Here is a 20,554-nt window from a genome sequence, read left to right on the forward strand (position 1 = left end):
TAGGCTTCAAAAGGGCCCCGCAGCCCCCTCCTCACCGGTAGGAACAGAACCTCGTACGTGCCCGGGTCCGGCGCGCGTCCCGCCGGCCCGTCGAAAGGAACCACCCGCCATGCCCGACGCAGCGTCCGAACTCTCCTCGGGCCCACCCCCGCGGGCACGGTGATCGAGGTACGGGACGAGGAGTGGCTGGTCCGCAGCAGCGGCCGGACCCCCTCCGGCGAGATCGTGATCGAGGCCACCGGCGCCTCCGAGCTGGTGCGCGGGCACCGGGCGCGCTTCCTGACCTCGCTCGACGGCATGCCGCGCGTCCTGCGCCCCGAGAACACCAGGCTCGTCCACGACGGGTCAGAGAGCTTCCGCCTCAGCCGGCTGTTCCTTGAGGCCGTGCTGCGCAAGACCCCGCTCCCCCAGATCGAACGCCGCCTCGCGCTCACCGAGGGCTTCCTGCTCGATCGCATGGACTATCAGCTGCGCCCGGCCGAGAAGGCTCTCGCGAACCCGCTGCGGCCGCGCCTGCTGATCGGTGACGTGGTCGGCCTGGGCAAGACCCTGGAGATCGGCATCCTGCTGGGCGAGCTGATCCGCCGGGGGCGCGGGGAGCGCATTCTCGTGGTCACTCCGGCGCCGGTGCTGGAGCAGTTCCAGCACGAGATGTGGACCCGCTTCTCGCTGCCCCTCGTCCGCCTGGACAGTGTCGGCATCTCCCGGATCGAGCGGAAGATCCCCGTCGGCCGGAACCCGTTCACGTACTACAAGCGCGTCATCATCTCGATGGACACCCTGAAGAACGCCAAGCGTTACGGGACCTGGCTCCAGGGCATCGAGTGGGACGCCGTCGTGATCGACGAATCACACAACCTGATCAACCGGGGCAGCGACCGCCGCGTGCTGGCCGAGCTGCTCGCGAAGCAGACGGACGCGCTGGTCCTCGCGAGCGCCACCCCGCACAACGGTGTGATGCGGGACTTCACCGGTCTGGTCCGGCTGCTGGACCCGATGGCGGTCACGGACGAGCAGCACCCGAAGGCGTCGGAGCTGCACCACCTCATGCTGCGCCGTACGAAGGTGAGCACGGAGGTGGCCAAGGCGTTGCACGAATCCTGGGCGCCTCGCGGCGCGTCAGAGCCGATCCCGTGCGCGGCAGGCGAGCTGGAGGAGCGCGTCTTCGCCGAGCTGACCGCGAGCTGGCTCGGGAGCCCGGACCCGCACGGGGCCGATCATCTCTTCCCGTACGTGCTGCTGAAGTCCTTCCTGTCCTCGCACCGGGCGCTGTTCGCGACGGCCCGCAAGAAGCTGTCCGGCCTGGGTCACGCCCTCCCCGAGGGCCACAAGCACGTCACCGATCCGCCGCTGACCGGCGCCGAGGCGCACTCGCCGGTGCCGGAGGTCGCCTCGCTGGTACGGCTGACGGAGCTCGCCCGCAAGATCGAGCGGGCGTCGACGGCCGGCCCCGGTCCCGCAGCCACGGCCAAGCTCGCCGCCCTCGTCTCCTACCTCCGGAAGATCGGGGTCGGTCCGGGCGGCCGGACCCGCGCGGTCGTGTTTTCCGAGCGCCGCGAGACCCTCAACTGGCTCGGGACGGTGCTCCCCGCGCTGCTGGGCTGGCGAAAGCGTGAGGACGGCGAGGCAGCCGTCAAGGTGATGCACAGCGAGGTCTCGGACACGGTCCAGATGGATTACGTGGACGAGTTCGCGCGGGCCGGCAGCGACGTACGGCTGCTGCTGACAGGAGACGGCGCCTCCGAGGGTGTCAACCTGCACCGTCAGTGCCACCACCTCGTCCACTGGGACCTTCCCTGGAGCCTGATCCGCGTCGAGCAGCGCAACGGCCGCATCGACCGTTACGGGCAGACGGAGAACCCGGAGTTCCGGGCGCTGATCCTGCGGAGCGAGGTCGAGGGCGCCCTGGACGACCGGACCGTCGCGGAGAAGGTCCTCGCCCGCGAGGCCCGGGTCCACGAGGTGCTGGGTGCGGTGGAGGCCGCCACGCGGGAGGACGACTGGGACAAGGAGGAGCGCCGCGTGATGGAGGCGCTGCTCCGCGAGGCCTCTCCGGAGGAGGCGGTCGCAGACCTGGAGGCCGTCGATGTGGAGGCCCTCGCCCAGGGCGGGGGTCTCGGCGAGGAGTTCCCCGTCGCCCGGCGGACGATGAGCGAGTTCGGCACCGGGCCCGCACCGGCGGACGAAGACGGCGCGGGCCCGGGCACGGGCTTCGACGCCGACTTCGACTTCGACTTCGATCTGGACATGGACCTGGACGACTACGGGTCCGACGCGCAGGACGAGCCCGTCCCGGCGCAGGACGGCCGCGGACCGGCTCCGGAGGAGCCAGGCGTGCCGACCGTGGACGAACTGCGCCTCTTCGACACCGCACCGGAGCGCAACCGCCTCCTGTACGTACGCACCGGGCTGGAGGAGCTCGCCCGGCTGGAATCCCTCCGTCTCGACGCCACCTTCCACGGCACCGACCTGAGCTTCGACACCCCCGAGGACCTGGCCGACCGGCTCGACGTCCTGCCGTCCGGCTATCTGCGCGACCAGAACATCGCCCGCCGGATGAAGCTGACCTTCAGCCGTGAGGACGCGGCCGACTCCCTCAAGAGAGCACGGGAGGACTCGAACTCGACCTCCCTGTGGCCGGACGCCCACTACGTCGGCGAGCTCCACCCCGTCGTCGAGTGGATCACCGACAAGGTGCTCGTCCAGCTCGGCCGTCAGCAGGCCCAGGTCCTCCAGGTCGACCCGGCACGCGCTTCCTCGCCAGTGGTCCTCACCCAGGGCGTGTGGTCCAACGCCGAGGGCCGCCCGACCCTGGTCGCCTGGCGCGCGATCGACCGGCTCGACGGGCCGGAGCCGCGCGTCCGGGAGCTCACGCCGCAGCTGCTCGCCGAACTGGGCATCGGCCCGGACATGCCCGACCACTACACCCCGGGCCCCCTGGAGGACCTTCAGCGGCTGGTCCCGGAGGCGGTGGCCGTGACCCGCCGCGAACTCGACGGTCTGCGCGAGATCGCCGACCGGGAGGTCGACGCCCCGCTGCACGCGTACGAGAAGCAGGTCAACGACTGGCGGCAGGAGCTGCTTCCGGGCTTCACCCGCTCCACCCGCGACGAGGCGGCGGACCGCCTGGCCGGGGCGGCCGCCCGGCTGCGGACCTCGGGCGAGCCGATGATCCGGGTCCTGGCCGTGCTGGAGCCCGGCGCATGAGCCCTCGTCCCCTCGACGTCCCCACCATGAACAGCGAGCAGGAGCAGCAGGCGTGACGTTCGACTCCCTGATCAACGAGCGCGAGTACTTCCCGTCCTTCTACCTGGACGACATCCTGCCGAAGCAGCTCGCGAGCGGCCCCCTCAAGCAGTGGTCGGCGCGCGAACGCCAGGGTGAGGCCACGCCCCGGCAGAAGCTTCGCGATCTGACCCGCCCCTACATGGACGTCCGGGCCGTGCTCGCGCCGGACGCCGAGAAGTACAACGGGCTGCCGTACGCACCGGCCCTCGCCGCGCAGGCGGCGGCCGCGGCCGTGCTGAAGGCGGTCGGCCCGGACACGGAACCGCCGGCCTTCCAGCCGCGGCAGGAGCCCGAGGCCGAGGCCGACAGCACACCCGAGGGCGCGTGGCGGGGCGCGCTGGACGGCTGGCACGAACGCCTGCTGAAGGCGCTGGACTTCGTCCCGCGCCCCGGGCACTTCACCGCCCGCACCCCGACCGGTCCGATCGCCGTGCCCGTGGCCCACTCGGAGCCCGGCGTCGTCGTCCTGGCCGGTGGTTTCGCCGAGGACTTGGACGCCACACGCGGCGACGGTCCGGCGAACCTCCTCGCCGCACCGGTCCGTCTCTCGGCCTCGAAGACCCTGACGACCGTCCGCGAGCTGGCCTCCTGGGTGCTGAACACGGACAACGCCCCGCGCTACGCGCTGCTGCTGTTCGGCGGGGTGCTGATCCTCGCGGACAAGCAGCAGTTCTCCCGTGGCCGCTACCTCGCCGTGAACCTGGACACCGCCCTCCCCCGCAAGGCGGCCAAGGGGGCCAGGGCCAACGAGATCGACCTGATCGCGGCGGTCTTCGCGGCCTCGTCCCTGCGCCCGGCCGAGGACGGCTCGGACGACGAGATCGCCAAGCTGGTCGCCGAGTCCCGGGACCATTCGGTGGGCGTGACCGCGGAACTCCGCGTCGGCCTCCAGAAGTCCGTCCAGCTCATCGCGAACGAGGTGCTCGGGCGGGCGCGCACGGAGTTCGGGGTCCACCCGGATGACCTGCCGGAGTGGCTGCCCGGCGCCCTGCCGGAGCACGGCGACCTGCCGCGCCTGCTCACCGAGGAGTCGCTGCGCTACCTGTACCGCATCCTCTTCCTGCTGTACGCGGAGGCCCGGCCCGAGCTCGACATCCTGCCGGTGAAGAGCGAGGCGTACGCCTCCGGATACAGCGTGGCCCGGCTGCGTGAGCTCGTGGTCCAGGAGAAGCTGAGCAGCGCGTCCCGCGACAGGTTCCACTTCCACGAGTCCCTCTCCCTGCTCTTCGAGAAGGTGTTCAGCGGCCACCCGGTGGCGAACACGGTCACCGACCGGAGCGCGCCCGTCGAGGAGGCCCCGGAGCTGGCCGAGGACGACGGCCACGAGAGCGTACGCATCGAGGCGCTGCGCTCACGGCTCTTCGACCCCACCTCGATAAAGCTGGTCGGGCAGCGGATCGACTACCCGGAGCCGACCCGTCGCGACGGGTCACCGGCCCCGGCGACCCCCCTGGACCTGCGCCTGCGCAACAAGGTGCTGCACCAGGTCCTGCGCCATCTGACCCTGGTCGAGGGCAAGGGCAAGGGCCGGGGCGGGTTCATCAGCTACGCCAACCTCAGCATCAACCACCTCGGCGCGGTGTACGAGGGACTGATGTCGTACACCGGTTTCATCGCCGAGAAGCCGATGTACGAGGTCGCCAAGGGCGGCAACCCGGAGGGCGGGTCCTGGCTGATCACGACCGACCAGGTCCGCAGCGGGCTCTACTCGGACGCGCCGGGCGACAGCGTCTTCGTCAAGGAGGACGCCGTCAACCCTGAGACGGGCGTGCCCGACTCGGTGGTGCACGAGGTCGGTTCGTACGTGTACCGGCTGGCCGGCCGGGACCGGCAGACCAGTGCCTCGTACTACACACCGGAGTCCCTGACCCGGGCGACGGTTGAGCAGACGCTGCGCTTCCGCCTCGACGACGAGGGGCGCATCGACCCGCGGGAACCGGAGAAGTCCGGCGTCACGGCGGCGGAGGTGCTGCGCTGGCGGGTGTGCGAGCCCGCTCTCGGCTCCGGCGCGTTCCTGAACGAGGCGGTCAACCAGCTGGCCGAGCTGTATCTGAAGCTGGCACAGAAGGAGCGGGGCGAGCAGATCGACCCGGAGGAGTACCCGCGCGAGTTCCAGAAGGCCAAGGCGTACATCGCCCTCCACAACGCGTACGGCGTCGACCTCAACAGGACCGCGGTGGAGCTGGCGGAGATCTCGCTGTGGCTCAACACCATGTACCCGGGGATGCGGGCGCCCTGGTACGGGCTGCACCTCCACCGGGGCAACTCGCTGATCGGCGCGGCGCGCAAGGTGTACCCGGGGAAGTCGCTGGGTGACGGCGGCTGGCTGAAGTCCTCCGGCCGCCAGGCGCCGAAGGCGGTCCCGCTGACGGAGGCGCTGGGGGGCAGCGGCGTGCACCGGCCGGTACACCAGTTTCTGCTGCCGGCGCTCGGGTGGGGCTCGGTCGGCGACTCGGTGTCGGTGCGGAAGGCCACCGGGAAGAGCGTGGTGGCGGGGGCGGTGGCGGAGTGGCTGGACCCGTCGCTCATCGAGGCGATGCGGAAGTGGCGCTCGGCGATGCGGCGGGCGCCGAAGGGTGAGAAGAGGGCGTCGGCCTCGGTTTCGGCCTCCGCTTCGGGGAAGGCCGCGACGAGCCAGGCGACCGTCCTGAAGCGGGAGGAACGGACCGGGCAGGGGGCGCTGGACCTGGGCCTGGACATCTGGGAGCAGTCGGGCTTCGACTTCGCGGCGGCGTCGGCCGCTGACGCCGCGCCCGCGCCCGCCAAGCGGGTCGCCTCTTCGGCGGCCGGTATGAACGCGGACGACGGCTCTTACGGGCAGACGGGCCGCCTGCGGGCGCTGGCCGAGCGGGTGGAGTACCTGTGGGGCCTGGTCCGGCTGCGGCTTGAGCTGTCGGAGCAGGAGATCGCGCGTGACATCCCGGTGTGGGGTGCGGAGGGGGACGGCAAGCGGTCGGCGCCGGTGATGGACCGGGAGGCCGTGCTTGAGGCGCTGGAGGCACCGGGCAGCCCGTACTGGCGGCTGAAGCAGGTCATGGACGCGTGGTGCGCGCTGTGGTTCTGGCCGCTGGAGGAGGTCGCGCTCCTGGACGGCACGGCGCCGGACTACTTCAACGGGGCGCAGGACCTGAAGAAGCTCGGCAAGGGTGGCGTGGGCCGGAAGGTGGCGTTGCGGAACCTGGACGAGTGGATCGAGTTCGCGGAGTCGGTCGTCGGCCGGGTTGATGTGGAGCCGGGGAAGGATGCCGGTTCGCTGTTCGAGATGCCGAAGGTCAACGGGCTCAAGGGCCTGGACGAGTTCGAGCGGACCCTCGACGACAAGATGACCGAGATCTCGGGCTGGGTGGACTTCCTGAGCCTGGGAGACCTGTTCCCGTGGCACGGAACGGCGGTACGGATCGCGAAGGAGAAGGGGTTCCTGCACTGGGAGCTGGACTTCGCGCATGTGTTTGCGGGGGGTGGGTTCGACCTGATGGTGGGGAACCCGCCGTGGGTCAAGCAGGAGTGGAAGGAGAGCGGCGTCCTCGCGGAGTTCGAGCCGTGGTTCGAGCTCGCGGAGAAGCCGAGCAACGAGGCTTGGGCGGAGCGCAAGTCGGAGGTGCTGGGCGGGGAGGCGGCTCGGTCTGCGTTCCTGGGGGAACTGGCTGACTCGACAGCGATTTCCGGGTACTTGGCGTCGGTGGACACCCATCCCGAGCTGGTGGGGACACAGCCCGATCTGTATCGGGCGTTCATGTTGCTGGTGTGGCGAGCAACGGGAGAGCGTGGCGCGGCGGGGCTCATTCATCCGTCGACCCACTTGACCGGATCTAAGGAAGGGATTCTCCGAAAAGCCGCGTACCGGCACCTGCGCTTGCACGCAGACTTCGTGAACGAGCTTTATTTGTTCACCCTCCCTGTCGGTCACAGCACGCACTTCAGCGTGAACATCTACGGACACAGACAGGAATTGCGCTTCCAGCACCTCAGCTGGCTGGTGCATCCTTTGGTACTCTCCGAGTCGCTGAGGCACGACGGCAGGGGTGACGCACCCGGTGTCAAGTACAACGGCGCTTGGGACAAACGACCACACGCGAAGCGCGTGGTCACCGTGGATCGCGCGACACTGGCCACCTGGCGGAAGCTGGCTGGGGAGGAGAACCCGCCGCCCGCCGACGAGACCAAGCTGCTCTTCCCCGTCACCGACTCTGAAGAGGCTGCCATCTCCGCCCTGGCCAGGTGGCCGCACCGACTCGGTGCCCCGAAGCCCCGCATCAGCCGTGGATTCGACGAGAAGAACGATCGGACGGCCGGCTACTTCACCTGGGACTCCGGCCCTGCGGAAAGCTGGAGCGACGTCATCCTTCAGGGACCGTTCTTCGGTATCGCGACACCTTTCGCCAAGCGGCCGGTCGATGGGGCACGCACGTCTGTTGACTTGGAGCCCTGGGCCGCCAACCGCCTCGCAGACGGCGAGATTCCGCGGACGAACTACCGCCGCGCTGGTTCCTCCAGCCGTTTTATTGCGGCACAGGATCGTTGGGTGGACCAACATCGGCTCGCGCAGCTTCAGAGCGATCCGGCAGCCGTCGCGGCAGCGACTCGGGACGTCATAACTGCAAACGCCGCGCTTGACGAGAAGGCTCTCGGCCAGGCGGTCGAGGCGCTGCTGAAGGCAGCAAGCAGCCGTCCCTACTCGCATTTCTTTCGCGTTGCATGGCGAGAGATGATCGCATCGAACACGGAACGAAGTCTCTTCGCCAGTCTGGTGCCTCCGGGCACAACCCACGTCCACGCTGTCCGAAGTGCGGCGCTGGCCACAGACCCTCAGACCGTACTTCTCGCGGGTTTCTTGGCCTCCCTTCCGCTCGACTACGCCCTTAGGGCATCAGGCCGCGGGCACCTTGACGTCTCGGACGCGGCAACAATGCCAGCCCCCACCCCGGGGCACCCTCTGGAGCAGGCCCTCCTCCTCCGTACCATGCGCCTCAACGCCCAGACCAACGCCTACGCCCCCCTCTGGGAAGAGCTCTACGACTCAATCTGGCAGCAGGACACCTGGGCCGCCGCCACCCGTTGGCCCGACGACACACTTCCGCTCGCCGAAGGTGTCGGCCCCGCTTGGAACCGCGACACCCCCCTCCGCACGGAGTTCGCCCGCCGCGCCGCCCTCGCGGAGATCGACGCCCTCGTAGCCGTGTGGCTCGGAATCAGCGCCGACGAGCTCGTCGCCATGTATCGCGCCCGGTTCCCCGTACTCCAGCAGTACGAGGAGAACATGTGGTTCGACGCGACGGGACGGCGTATCGCCAAGGCGCACCAGCAGCACGGGTACGGGCAGCCGAAGGACGCCTGGAAGCAGCTCAGCTCCCACGAGGACTTCCCGCTCGATGCGAACGTGCCCGACGGGTACGAAGGACCGCTGTACCGGGCGAACCGGGTCGAGGAAATGCGGGCTGCGCACGCGGAGTTCACGCGGCGGATGCGGGCCGTCGGGTGGGAGCCCGGGGACACGGAGCCGCCGGAGTCCACCGAGCAGTAGGCCGGGCCCGAACGCAGTCCGCCCCGCCTCCCTCAGGGAGAACGGGGCGGACAAGCGGGCCGCACTACGGAACCATGGGCGGGGTCAGAACTCGGCGGGATAGTCGTCGATCCTGATCACGCGGGCGAGGTGGAACCCGCGCTCCCCCTACTCCGTAGCGGTCTCGTGGAACTCGACGAGGCCGAGGCCGCGCGGCATGGCCGACACATACCCTCCGGGGACTGCCGGGAGCGGCCGGCCACTGGGAGGAAGTACGCCCAGTTCCAGCGCCTCGCGCATCTCGACCATGACGGAGGAGACGGCCGACATCACGTCGGCGGGAGTGTCGAGGCTGAAGAGGACCTCTTCGACCTGCGGCGAGAGGGTCAGCGGGTCTTCCTCCTCGGGACCCTCGCACCAGTCATCCTCAGCACTCACCGCCCACGCTCCCGCAGCTCCCGCATGACCGTGGACGCCGAGCGCCCCGGGGCCGTGCCCGCCTTCACCGCAGCGGCTGTACGCGTGGTCTGCGGGTCGCCTGCCACCTGGACGAGCAGCCACCAGTTCGTGAGCACCTCCGCGATCGTCTCGGGGGTCGCTTCACCCATCTCGCAGTAGAACTCCATGCGCTGCGCAGCAGGCAACGCGGCTGCGACGGCGCTCTGCGTGCGCGGGATCGGCTGCGGGTCGGAGTGGATCGGCTGCGTAGTCACGGTGACCTCCAGGGTGGGCCCCGCCAGCGTATCCGGCGGAGCCGTGGACGTGTCGGGGTCGACGCGGAGTGCCTTGGCCCACCCACGGTGGAACGCGAGCACCGTCACCGCGCCGCGTGCACTCACTCGGCACCGTCCCGGTCCCCGCCGCGCCCGCTCGGGAAGAGGTCGATCACGTCCGGCACCGGCGGGAAGTGGGGGGCACACCTCGGGCACGCGTACATGTTCCATCCAGGCCCGGAATTCTGGTGCACCTCGGCCACGACCACGGGTGCGTCCGTGACGAGGTAGCAGCGCACGCAGAGGCGGACCGGTTTCCGCGCGGGCGTACGGGGAGTCGACTCGCTCACCAGGCCGCCCCCATCGCATGCACGTCGCGGGCGTCCAGGTCGATACCGAAGTCCGCCGCCATCACGAGGCTGAGCCGCCGCAGGTGCTGCCGGGCGCGCTCCTCCTGCCGCTCGTACGCGACGAGGTAGGGGCGGACGAGGGCGCTGTCCTTTCCGGCGAGCCGTTCCCCGAGCCCGTACGGGGACCTCGGCCGGGTGGCGCGTGCCCGAGCATCAAGGTCGACCGGGACCCCTTCCGGCCGCTGGACGGAAGGCAGGGCCCTCGGCAGCGGGCGAATCCGACGCCTCCCAGAATCAGGTGCACACACGCTCAACAGCCACGCGAGCAGCGCGGCGATAGGGTTTCGCATGTCCGAAGCTCCATTCTTCGGTCAGCCCCCAGGGCGGCCCTTGCCCGGCCGCCTTGGGGGCGCTTCTATGTCACCGGTCACTGTAACCGCAGTTATCCACGGTTATCTACGGATGCACAGAAAACCGCGGTCCACCACGCTGACCCTATGGACCTCGATCGCAGTCGCCCCCTGTGGAGACAAATCGCAGCGGAGATCATCCGGCGCATTCAGGACGGTGTGTATCCCCCTGGGAGCCGCGTGCCCTCCACCCTGGAGATCGCCCAGGAGTTCGGCGTAGTGAACGCGACGGCGTCGAAGGCCATGCGGCAGGTACGCGAGCAGGGATGGACGCGGGGGGAGGTCGGACTGGGAACATTCGTCGTGGACCCGCTGCCGCTCACTGACGGCACCCCCACCCGCTGACCCGCCCCACCCCGGCCGATTCCGGACCCACTGTCCGACCCCGGACGTAAAGTGGGCGGGACCGGGGGCGGATGATCACCCGCGGCCGACGTCACACGTCGCAAGGCGCGTCCGGGAGCGCCCGGAGCAGAACACAGGGGGAGGGCCGGCGGGCACCATGCGTCCCACACTCGCCGCGCAGGCGCTGCGCGACACCACGGTCGAGTATCTGACCACCACGTTCGCGCTCGCCGAGCCCGACACCCAGGGGGCCCTCACCGAGTTCCTCACGGACCCGGCCGACGGGCTCTTCCGCGGGCCGTACCACCGGCTCCGGCGGCCGTTCCGCGCGGCCGAGGACGGTTGGCAGCAGCACCTCGACTGGTACAAGGGCGGTTTCTGGCCGTACGCGCACCAGGCAGAGGCGTTCGCCCGGCTGACGACCAAGGGCGGGCGCGTCCCGCAGCCGACCCTCGTCACGACCGGCACGGGCTCCGGCAAGACGGAGGCGTTCCTCGTCCCCGTCATCGACCACTGCCGGCGGGCCAAGGCGGCCGGGAAGCACGGGATCAAGGCCGTGCTGCTCTATCCGATGAACGCGCTCGCGGGTGACCAGGCGGACCGGATCGGCGAGCTGCTGGAGGACGAGCGGCTCCGGGACGTGACCGCCGGGCTCTACATCGGTGAGGCCAGCTCCACGAAGAACGGCTCCCCGTACGGGCGGGTCGCCGTCGACCGGGCGGAGATACGGCGGAATCCGCCGGACATCCTGATCACGAACTACAAGATGCTGGACCTGCTGCTCCAGCGGCAGCAGGACGCCCCGCTGTGGGCCGACGCGGACCTCGCGTACATCGTGATCGACGAGTTCCACACGTACGACGGGGCCCAGGGCACCGACGTCGCCATGCTGCTGCGGCGGCTCGGCGTGGTCGTCGGAGCGGCCGAGGAGGGGCGGCCGCTGGGCTCGATCTGCCCGGTGGCCACCTCGGCGACGCTCGGTGAGTCGCCCGTGCGGGACCGGCAGGACCAAGGCGGTGCGGGCGGTTCCCGGGCCATGCTGAACGTGGCGTCGCAGGTGTTCGGAGTGCGCTTTCCTGACGACGCCGTGGTCGGGGAGGACCGGCGGGACCTGAACTCCTTCCTCTCCCCCGTGGACGTGTGGTTGCCGCTGCCGTCGCCTGCCCAGGTCGCGGCCCTGCCCGATCCGCCCGCGCGCGACGGCGGGCTCGACGAGGTCTCCCGGCTGGTGCTGGGCTGCGACACGTCCGACGCCCGCGAGATGGGGCGCCGCCTCCTCGCGCACCCGCTCACCCACGACCTGCTGACCGCTGACGTGGACCAGCCGCTCACGGCCGGGGAGATCCTGGCGGCCTTCCCCGCCGGCTCCGCATGGCGGGTGACGGCGGCGCAGGACCCGGAGATCGCCGCCAAGGCGCTGGCCCGGTTCATCGCGCTGATCTCCGTGGCGCGTGACCCGGGGGCACCCGCAGGCAAGGACCGGCCGCTGCTGCTCGTCGAGACGCACCTGTGGGTGCGTGCGCTCTCCCGGGTGCTGCGCTTCGTCGCGCCGCAGCCCGCCTTCTCGTGGACGGACGCCGACCGGGCCGCCTCCGCCTCCGTGACATCCGCCGCGCAGGCGGACCGGAACCGCGCCGCGCCCCGGGCCGGGCGGCTGCCGTCGGCGTACTGCCGGCACTGCGGCCGCTCCGGCTGGAGCGCCGTGTGCCCCGAGCGCAACCCGACCTCCCTCGTCTCCGCGCCCGACGACGTCTACCGGCTCAGCGCGGGCGGCGGGGCCGGCAAGGCCCGGGTGCGGGCGCTCATCGCGGCGACGCCCGCCGAGGCGGCGAACCAGGCGCGGCAGGCACTCGGCCGGAGCATGCGGCGCGGGAAGCGGGCGGCGGTCCGCGAAGCGACCGTGCTGGTCCTGGAGGGCAACGGGGAGGCGCTGCGCCGGATAGACCCCGACGAGGTGCTGCGCCCCGACGGATCGATCGCCGAGGCCCCGGAGAACGGGGTGTTCGTCAAGGCGTGGTTCGACAACGCCGACCAGGACGCGTACGCCAAGCAGGACCGCTGCCCGGCCTGCGGGCAGGCCCAGGGCATCCGGTTCCTCGGTGCTGGTGTGGCCCCGCTCGCCTCGGTGGCGGTCACCCAGCTGTTCACCGGCGGGGAGCTGCCGAAGAAGGACGCCGACGGCAACGACGCGCGCAAGACGCTGATCTTCAACGACTCCGTGCAGGACGCGGCGCACCGGGCCGGATTCGTCGCGTCGCGCGCCTGGAAGTTCTCGCTGCGTTCGCTCGTGCAGGAACAGCTGGCACAGCGCTCGGCGGAGGAACCGGACTTCGCCGACAAGGGCGTGCCGCTGAACGAGCTGATCGCCGCGCTGGTGAAGCGGGCCTCCGTGGACAAGGAGAAGCTGCTCGCGTCCGTCGTGCCGCCCGACCTGCACGACGTGGACAAGGTGAAGCGGCTCCTGGCGGGCAAGAAGCGGCTGCCCAAGGGGACGTGGGAACTGGTCGGTGAGCGGCTGGCGTTCAACACCCTGCTGGAGTTCGGACTGAACTCGCGGGCGGGCCGCACCCTGGAGCTCACCCGCACGGTGGCGGCGGAGGTGTATCTACCGGACCCGACAACCGCTGCCAAGCTCGCGGAAGGGCTGTACAGGGAGCACCTGCGCCGACAGCTGCCCGTGGACCCCGGAGAAGCGGCGGAGGACGACGGACCCGCCGGGGAATCCGCTCCTCCGGTCCTGCCCGCTTCCGGGCCGGAACGGCTGCGCCGCTTCGAGGGGTTCGTCCGCGGACTCCTGGAACACGTGCGGGCCAGCGGCGGCATCCGGCACAAGTGGCTGGACGAGTTCATCAACGCCGAGGGGCGCAACCGCTACCCCGTCTGGGGCGGACGCCCCGAAGGGATGCAGGCCTTCGGCCGGCACTCGGACGCGCCCGCCTTCGTCCTGGTGGGGTCGCGATCGGGCCGTACGGACTTCGAGCGGGTCGACACCAAGGAGAGCTGGTACGCCGACTTCGCCGCACGCTGCCTGGGCATGGACCGGGCCCTCGCCGCCGGCTACCTCGCCGAGCTGCTGCCGCGGCTGGCCGACCCGGAGATCGGCGCCCTGGCCCACCGGCGTACCGGCCAGGAGGCGGCGGGCCGGGGAAACCAGGACCACGGGACCTACGGGCTCACCCCCGGGCACATCCGGGTGCGGCCGCTGACCGACGAGCAGACGGCGCACGCGGCGCTGGCCTGCCCGGAGTGCGGCTGGACGCAGACCGTGCCGCCGGAGCGGGTGCCGGTGTGGCAGGGCCTGCCCTGCCCGCTCAAGGGCTGTGAGGGGCAGTTGGCGGTGCCCTCGACCGAGGCGCCCGGCAGGGCCGGCCGGGACTACCGGGCGGACTACTACCGGCAGCTGTACCGGGACGCGGGGCCGTACAGCGTGGTCGCCGCCGAACACACCGGGGTGCTCACCCGCAAGGAGCGCGAAGAGGTCGAGAAGGGCTTCCGGCAGGGCGTCCGGCACACCGACCCCAACGTGCTGTCCTGCACGCCCACCCTCGAACTGGGCATCGACATCGGCCAGTTGGAGGCGGTCGTTTTGGCCTCCCTGCCGCCGACCACCGCCGGATACGTCCAGCGCGTCGGCCGGGCCGGCCGCTCGACGGGCAACGCGCTCATGGTGTCGCTCGCCGACACCAGCCCGCGCGCCCTCTACCACCTGGCCGAGCCACGGCAGTTGATCGCCGGGCGGATCCTGCCTCCCGGCTGCTTCCTGTCGGCGGGCGAGCTGCTGCGCCGCCAGTACGTCGCCCATCTCGTCGACCTGGCCGCGCGCGGGCGCCTGGAGGGCGTGACCCCGCTGCCCGACCGGGTGACGGCCCTGTTCGGGCGGGTCGGCTGGCTGCGGCGGTTCTCCCAGGCCGTGACCGGGCGCAAGGATCTGGCCGACAACTTCCTGAAGCTGTTCCCGGAGATCGACGGTGTGCCCGACTCCGGGGTCTCCCGCGATGCCCGTGCGTCGCTGCACCGCTATGCGGCGGGGAAGCTGGCCGAGGCCCTGCGGTACGCCGAGGAGGACTGGGAGGCCGAGCGGGCCGAGCTCGTGGACCGGCGCGCCCGGATCAACGAGGCGGCCGAAGCCCTGCACGAGAACGTGGAGGACGAGGCACGGGAGCAGCGCAACCTCGCCCGGGAGGCCAGGGCCGTCGGGGGGCAGCTCCAGGAGTTCGCGCAGGCCGGGGCTCAGGCGTTCCTGGTCCAGCGGGGTCTGCTGCCGAACTACAGCCTGGTGGAGGGCGGTGTCCGCCTCGAAGCCGCGCTGACCCGCAAGGAGCCCGCCAGGCGTACCCGTGATGCGGCGGGTGCCGACGCGGAGAAGGCTCCCGCGTCGCAGTGGCGCACGGAGAGCCGGACCTACACCCGGCCGGCCGAGTCCGCGCTCACCGAGCTCGCCCCCGGGAACTCGTACTACGTCCTCGGCTACCACCACACCATCGACGGTTTCGATCTCGGTCCGCGCCCCAAGGACGGCGAGGACGAGGCCCGTCCGGCGGTGGCCGCCTGGCGCGTCTGCCGGGAGTGCGGGCACGTCCGCACCAAGGATGCCGAGACCGACACCTCGCCCTGCCCCCGCTGCGGCGGCCCCGGCATCGGCGGCCGGGCCGCGCTGCACCACGTGATCGTCCCGCACAAGGTGACCTCCCGGGACAAGCGGGACGACGCCCGGATCATCGACGACGTCGACACGCGCAACCAGCGCCACTACTCGACGGCCACGGCGGTGGACATCGACCCGGCCGCGATCAAGGAGAGCTGGCGTCACACGGGGGCCACGTTCGGCGTCGACCACGTGCGCGAGGCGGTCATCCGGAGGTTCAACCTCGGGCCCGCCAGGGCGAACCGCCGCCCCGACACGTACTTCGCCGGCACCGAGGTCACCGTCACCCCCTTCGTGCTCTGCCCGCTGTGCGGGGGTGCCACCGACCGCGATCCCGGCCACGCCCCCGTACAGGAGGAGCTGTCCGAATCCCTCGCCGGACGGCCGGAGCTCGCCCACCACCGCCCCTGGTGCCCCACCCGGCGCCGCGGCCGGGCCGTCCAGGCCCAGGACCGGCGGGTGATCACCGCGACCGAGCACCGCACCGAGGCACTGCGCATCCTGCTGCCCGCCGCGACCCTGCACGTGCCGGAACGCCTGGCGTCCTTCTCCGCCGCCCTGCACCTGGGGCTCGCACTGCGCTACGGCGGCGACCCCGCGCACATCCGGTCCACCCCGAGCACGGAACCGGACCGCGAGACCGGACTGACCCGCAACTACCTGGTGCTCTACGACTCGCTGCCCGGCGGCACGGGCTATCTGCAACGGCTCGTCGAGCGCGTGGGCGACGAATTCCGAGCGGTGCTGGCGGCGGCGCAGGAATACCTGCGCGCCTGCCCGTGCGAGAACGGGCCCCGGCGCGCGTGTCACCTCTGTCTGCTGGGATACGCGCCGGAGCGCGAGTACCCGCTCCTGGACCGCCTCGAAGCGCTGTGGATGCTCGACGACGTACTCGGTGCGGACGGGCACAGCCGGTGGGACGTCAAGCCGCTCCGCAAGGACCGGGCGGGGCGCGCGGAGGCCGAGGAGGAGGACCGCAGGCGCTTCGCCCGGCAGGCCCAGAGCGATCTCGAGCGGCGGTTCATCGACTGCCTCGACCGCTGGCTCGACGATCCCGCGAACAAGGCCGAAGTGGAGCACGAGGAGACCCCGACCGGACGCCGGGGCAAGCAGTTCACGCTACGCCGTCGGGACGGCTCCCCGATCCGCTGGGAGTCCGTCGCACAGAAGCCGCTGCACGCCCAGGGCACGGTGCCGGACCTGCTGCTGCGCCCCGTCGCGGGTGAGACCACGTCGGACGGGGCGCCGCCCGTGCCGGTGGCCGTCTACCTGGACGGCTACCGGTGGCACGCCTCCGCGGCGACGAACCGGATCGCGGGGGACGCCGCCAAGCGGGCCCGGCTCCGGGCCGATGGCATGCTGGTCTGGCAGATCACCTGGGACGACGTCATGGCCTGGGACAAGGAGCTGCGGACCCGGGCCGGCCGCGGTGCGGCGGCGGACGGGGACGAGGGCGCACAGGCCCTCACCCCCGCCCTGGCCGGGCCGTCGGCGCAGGCCGCGTGGCCGCCGTACGCCGTCGACGGGGACGCCACACCGGGCGGCCGGGCCCGGGCCAACTGGGCGCGGCAGCGGCAGGACCCGGCCGAGATCGACCGGCTGTTCGCCGGTGCCGTCCCCGCCCTCCTCTCCTTCCTCGCAGACCCCGACCTGCGGCGCTGGCACGCGCTGGCCCGGCTGTGCGTGGGGGGTCTGCTCCCGTTGGCGAAGCGGGAGGAGGTGGTCGACGCCTCCCCCGAGGCGGCCGTCGCGTGGATAGAGGCGACGCTGCGGGGCGACGCCCGGCCGCCGGTGAGCGGTCAGGGGCTGAAGCTCTACCCCGTACGCGACGGCTCAGGCCTGCCGCTGACGTTGATCGGTGACGGCCGGACGAAACCACAGGGGCTGAGCGCGCTGGCCGTGCTCGACGACCGTGCGGAGGCCGTCGCCGGGGACGGCGACACGCACCGGCGGCGCTGGAAGGCGTGGCTGTGCTGGGGCAACGTACTCCAGTTCCTGGATCCGGCCGGGACCGGCCGGGCCGACGGTTTGCAACTCGCCCGCAGCGAGCTGGACTCCTTCGACGCGGGACTGCTGGCGGCCACGGCCGTACGAGCCGGCGGGCTCCTGCCGGCCCTGCGCGAGGAGCTGCCGGGCACGGGGCTCGTGCTGCCGGAAGCGGAGCGGGAGGACCCGGGCGCTGCGCCGGAGGCGGCGGCCGAGGCGGCTCCCGGCACGTCGCCGCAGGCCGACGGTGCGCGTGCGGTGCCGACGGAGCTGGAACGCGCCGCGTGGGATCTCGTCCTTCGTGAACTGTCGTACGTGGGCGACCCGGCGATCGAGGCCCTCGCCACGGCACTCGCCGAGCGCGGCCAGGTGCGGGCCGCCGAGGCGGGCTGGGACGCCCCCGGTCTCTCCAGGCCGCTCGAACTCGCCTGGCCGGACCGCAGGATCGCGGTCGTCCTGGACGAGGACGCGGCCGACGACGCATACATGGAGCAGTGTCACGCGGCCGGGTGGCAGGTCCGGGCGCCGGGCGGCTGGGACGAGAAGGAGCTCACCGTCCTGCTGGACGACCGGCGGGAGAGCGCATCCGGAGAGGGAGGGGACCGGTCATGAGCCAGGGAGTCCGGACACAGGTCACGGTCACACCGCAGGCCAACGAGGACATCCGGCGCCTCGACGCGGTCACGAAGAACGCGGTGGGCGACTTCGTCCGCCGGCTGCGCACCGACCGGTCCAACAGGGCGCTGCGGCTGGTCTTCCTGCGGGAGACGGGCGGAAACGGACGTCTGTTCCTTGCTTCCCTCGACGGCAGTCGCATGGGGCTGCTCCTCGAGACCGAGGAAAACCGCTTCAGTCTGCTGGCCGTCCGGGTCGGGCCGGCGGCACGGGACGAACTCGCCCGGCTGACCGTGGAGATCAACGCGGTCTCCGGCGGTGTCGAGCTCGTCGACCAGAGCGAGGTCAGCGCCCAGGTGGTGGCGATGCCCGCACGGGCGGAGCCCGATCCGGCACCGGATGCCGTGCCGGCGGAAGCCCCGGCCGCCGAAGAGGCCGCCTCGCCTTCCGAACCCGTGCCGACCGCTCTCCCGGTCCCGCTCTTCGCCCGCTACGACGACGGGGAGCTGGTCGAGCTCGGTGTCATCGCCTCCCTGCTGCCCGCTCTGCGGCGCATCACCGACGGCCGCCAGCTGGAGGCCGTGCTCGGTCACAACCTCCCGGGGCTCACCCGGGAGGTGCTGCTGGCGCTGCACGACGGCATGGAGCCGTCCGAGGTGCGCGCGTTCGTCACCGACCAGTGGCGGGCCGACGGACGAGTCGACCCGCAGGACTGGGCGCAGGCCGCTCGGCGCCCAGTCTCCCAAGTGAGCACGGAGGACGCGGCGGTCCTGGACGCGCTCGGGGACGGTTTCGAGGCGTGGCGGCTCTTTCTCCATCCCGAGCAGCGCCGGCTCGCCACCACGTCCTTCAAGGGATCGGCGAAGGTCACGGGCGGGCCGGGTACCGGCAAGACCGTCGTGGCGCTCCACCGGGTCCGGTACCTCGTCGACCGGCTCCCCCCGGGCCAGACCCGGCCCGTGCTGCTGACCACGTACAACACGAACCTCGCCGCCGACCTGAGGGAGCGCCTGCACCGGCTCGGCGGTGACGCGCTCGTGCGCCGGGTCGACGTCAAGTCCGTGGACCAGGTCGCCCGGGAGGTGGTCGAGCAGCATCCCGGTTCGGTGCTCGGTACGCCCATGGGCGACGAGGAGGCCATGGCGCTCTGGCACCGCGCGTGCACGGAGGTGGGTGTCTTCGACTACGACGCCGACTTCCTCGACGCGGAGTTCAAGCACGTCATCCTCGCGCAGGGCTGCGGAACGGAGCGTCTGTATTTCCGCGCGGAACGCAAAGGCCGGGGAGTGCTGCAACGAGCCGACCGGAAAAAGGTGTGGGAGCTGGTGCAGACGTACCGCTCGCTGCTGGACGGTCCGCCCCGCCGCACCACGTACGCGCTGATCGCCGACGAGGCCGCGCGGATCGAGGGGCGCCACATGGCGAAGGCCGTCGAGCAAGCACGCTACAAGGAGGAGCACGGCGGCCTGGACCTCGTCCATCGTGAGGCCGGAAGCGGCATGTGGCTCAAGCCCCGCTACCGGCATGTGGTCGTCGACGAGGCCCAGGACCTGTCGGCCTCCCACTGGCGGATGCTGCGGGCGATGACGGCCCCCGGGCCGGACGACATCTTCCTGGTCGGTGACGCCCACCAGCGCATCTACTCGCACCAGGTGGTGCTGGGCCGGCTCGGCATCAACACCCCTGGACGGGCCTCCCGACGGCTGACCCTGAACTACCGCACGACGCGGGAGATCCTGGGCAGCGCCCACGGCCTGGTCCACGGTGAGAGCTTCGACGATCTCGACGACGGGGCCGACACCCTGGACGGGTACCGGTCCGTACTGACCGGGCTGGCTCCCCAGTACTGGCGTGCTCCCGACTGGGAGACCGAGATGCGGGCGATCGCCGCCCTGCTCAAGGAGCGTCACGAGCGCTACGGAACTCCGTACGCCGCCATGGCCGTCAGCGTGCCCGACAAGGACGCCGTCACACAGCTCGCCTACACGCTGGCGTGCAAACCGTTCCTGATTCCCGCGAGTGAGATCGGCCGGGTGGGCCCCCGCGATGTCGACACCGTGCACATCGGCACCATGCACCGGTTCAAGGGGCTGGAATTCCAGCGGGTGTTCCTGGCGGGTGTCAGCGAAGGCTTGATTCCCCATCAGCGCATCGAGACCTTCAGGCTGAGCAGTCCCGACCGGTATCGCCAGGAGGAGCAGCGAGCCCGCTCCCTGCTCTTCGTGGCGGCGACCCGGGCACGGGACGAGCTGATCGTCACCTGGCACGGCAGAGCAAGCCGTTACCTGCCCCAGCAGGCCGACCGCGACGCCGGCCGCGCGTCGTCCCTGTTGCGGGAGGACGGTCCGCCTTCGGGTTCAAACGCGGCCTGACGCCACATAATCTCAGGTCAGGCCCTCTTGTCCGCAGGTTACAGAATCGCCACGCACTCCGCTTGCGAGGTCATCGGAAACGCTTCGACGATTTCCACGGACTCGCGACGCCGGCCAGTCCCTTGCGGCAAGGAGGTCGTCCGCTCCACGGTGCTCACATCAAAATGGCCCGCATGTAGCCCAGAGAACGCGGTCGTGGGCTGCAGTAGCCCTTGGGACTTTGCTGGGACTTTCGACCGCACCAACGTGTACGCGCAGGAGACACCTGAAAGATGATTAATGCAGGTCAACGTTCTGCCGCCGCGTATCGTCGCAGGCCATAGAACTGCG

The 20,554-nt window shown here is 71.3% G+C and carries 9 protein-coding genes; 5 read left to right on the top strand and 4 right to left on the bottom strand.

All coding sequences use genetic code 11. The annotated features are described in order from the left end of the window. The first annotated feature begins 159 nt into the window (after positions 1 to 159). Both BN1555_RS06765 and BN1555_RS06770 read left to right on the top strand, forming a co-directional pair. Positions 160 to 3,207 (top strand): DEAD/DEAH box helicase, encoded by a 3,048-nt coding sequence (locus BN1555_RS06765; RefSeq protein WP_093798527.1) that lies wholly within the window; start codon positions 160 to 162, stop codon positions 3,205 to 3,207. Positions 3,208 to 3,259: 52 nt separating this feature from the next. After that, positions 3,260 to 8,809, top strand: a complete 5,550-nt coding sequence (locus tag BN1555_RS06770; RefSeq protein ID WP_093798528.1) for an Eco57I restriction-modification methylase domain-containing protein — start codon at positions 3,260 to 3,262, stop codon at positions 8,807 to 8,809. A 147-nt stretch (positions 8,810 to 8,956) separates the two neighbouring features. Here BN1555_RS06770 and BN1555_RS06775 read toward each other — a convergent pair whose 3' ends face one another. The 4 genes from BN1555_RS06775 to BN1555_RS06790 are packed head-to-tail and all read right to left on the bottom strand — an operon-like array spanning position 8,957 to position 10,201. After that, positions 8,957 to 9,226 (bottom strand): hypothetical protein, encoded by a 270-nt coding sequence (locus BN1555_RS06775; protein ID WP_093798529.1) that lies wholly within the window; start codon positions 9,224 to 9,226, stop codon positions 8,957 to 8,959. Beyond that, on the bottom strand, positions 9,223 to 9,627 hold the full coding sequence (locus BN1555_RS06780; RefSeq protein ID WP_141662816.1) for a hypothetical protein: 405 nt from the start codon (positions 9,625 to 9,627) through the stop codon (positions 9,223 to 9,225). Before BN1555_RS06780 ends, BN1555_RS06775 begins: the two co-directional genes overlap by 4 nt. Then, entirely contained in the window at positions 9,624 to 9,851 is a 228-nt protein-coding gene (locus BN1555_RS06785) for a hypothetical protein (protein WP_093798531.1), read from the bottom strand. The genes BN1555_RS06780 and BN1555_RS06785 overlap by 4 nt, the downstream gene beginning before the upstream one ends. Then, complete coding sequence (locus BN1555_RS06790; protein ID WP_093798532.1) at positions 9,848 to 10,201, bottom strand: hypothetical protein; 354 nt, start codon at positions 10,199 to 10,201, stop codon at positions 9,848 to 9,850. Before BN1555_RS06790 ends, BN1555_RS06785 begins: the two co-directional genes overlap by 4 nt. A gap of 147 nt (positions 10,202 to 10,348) precedes the next feature. Here BN1555_RS06790 and BN1555_RS06795 point away from each other — a divergent pair, with 147 nt between their 5' ends. The 3 genes from BN1555_RS06795 to BN1555_RS06805 all read left to right on the top strand — a co-directional run bounded on the left by BN1555_RS06795 (position 10,349) and on the right by BN1555_RS06805 (position 20,224). Further along, a complete protein-coding gene (locus BN1555_RS06795) occupies positions 10,349 to 10,606 on the top strand; it encodes a GntR family transcriptional regulator (protein ID WP_093798533.1) in 258 nt (85 codons plus the stop codon). A gap of 157 nt (positions 10,607 to 10,763) precedes the next feature. Then, complete coding sequence (locus BN1555_RS06800) at positions 10,764 to 17,849, top strand: DEAD/DEAH box helicase (protein ID WP_093798534.1); 7,086 nt, start codon at positions 10,764 to 10,766, stop codon at positions 17,847 to 17,849. After that, positions 17,846 to 20,224 carry a UvrD-helicase domain-containing protein gene (locus BN1555_RS06805; protein ID WP_093798535.1) on the top strand — a complete coding sequence of 793 codons (2,379 nt, stop codon included), beginning with the start codon at positions 17,846 to 17,848 and terminating at the stop codon, positions 20,222 to 20,224. Before BN1555_RS06800 ends, BN1555_RS06805 begins: the two co-directional genes overlap by 4 nt. The last annotated feature ends 330 nt before the right edge of the window (positions 20,225 to 20,554 follow it).

It is taken from the genome of Streptomyces sp. Wb2n-11, from assembly GCF_001049855.1.
Classification (GTDB): Bacteria; Actinomycetota; Actinomycetes; order Streptomycetales; family Streptomycetaceae; genus Streptomyces; species Streptomyces altiplanensis.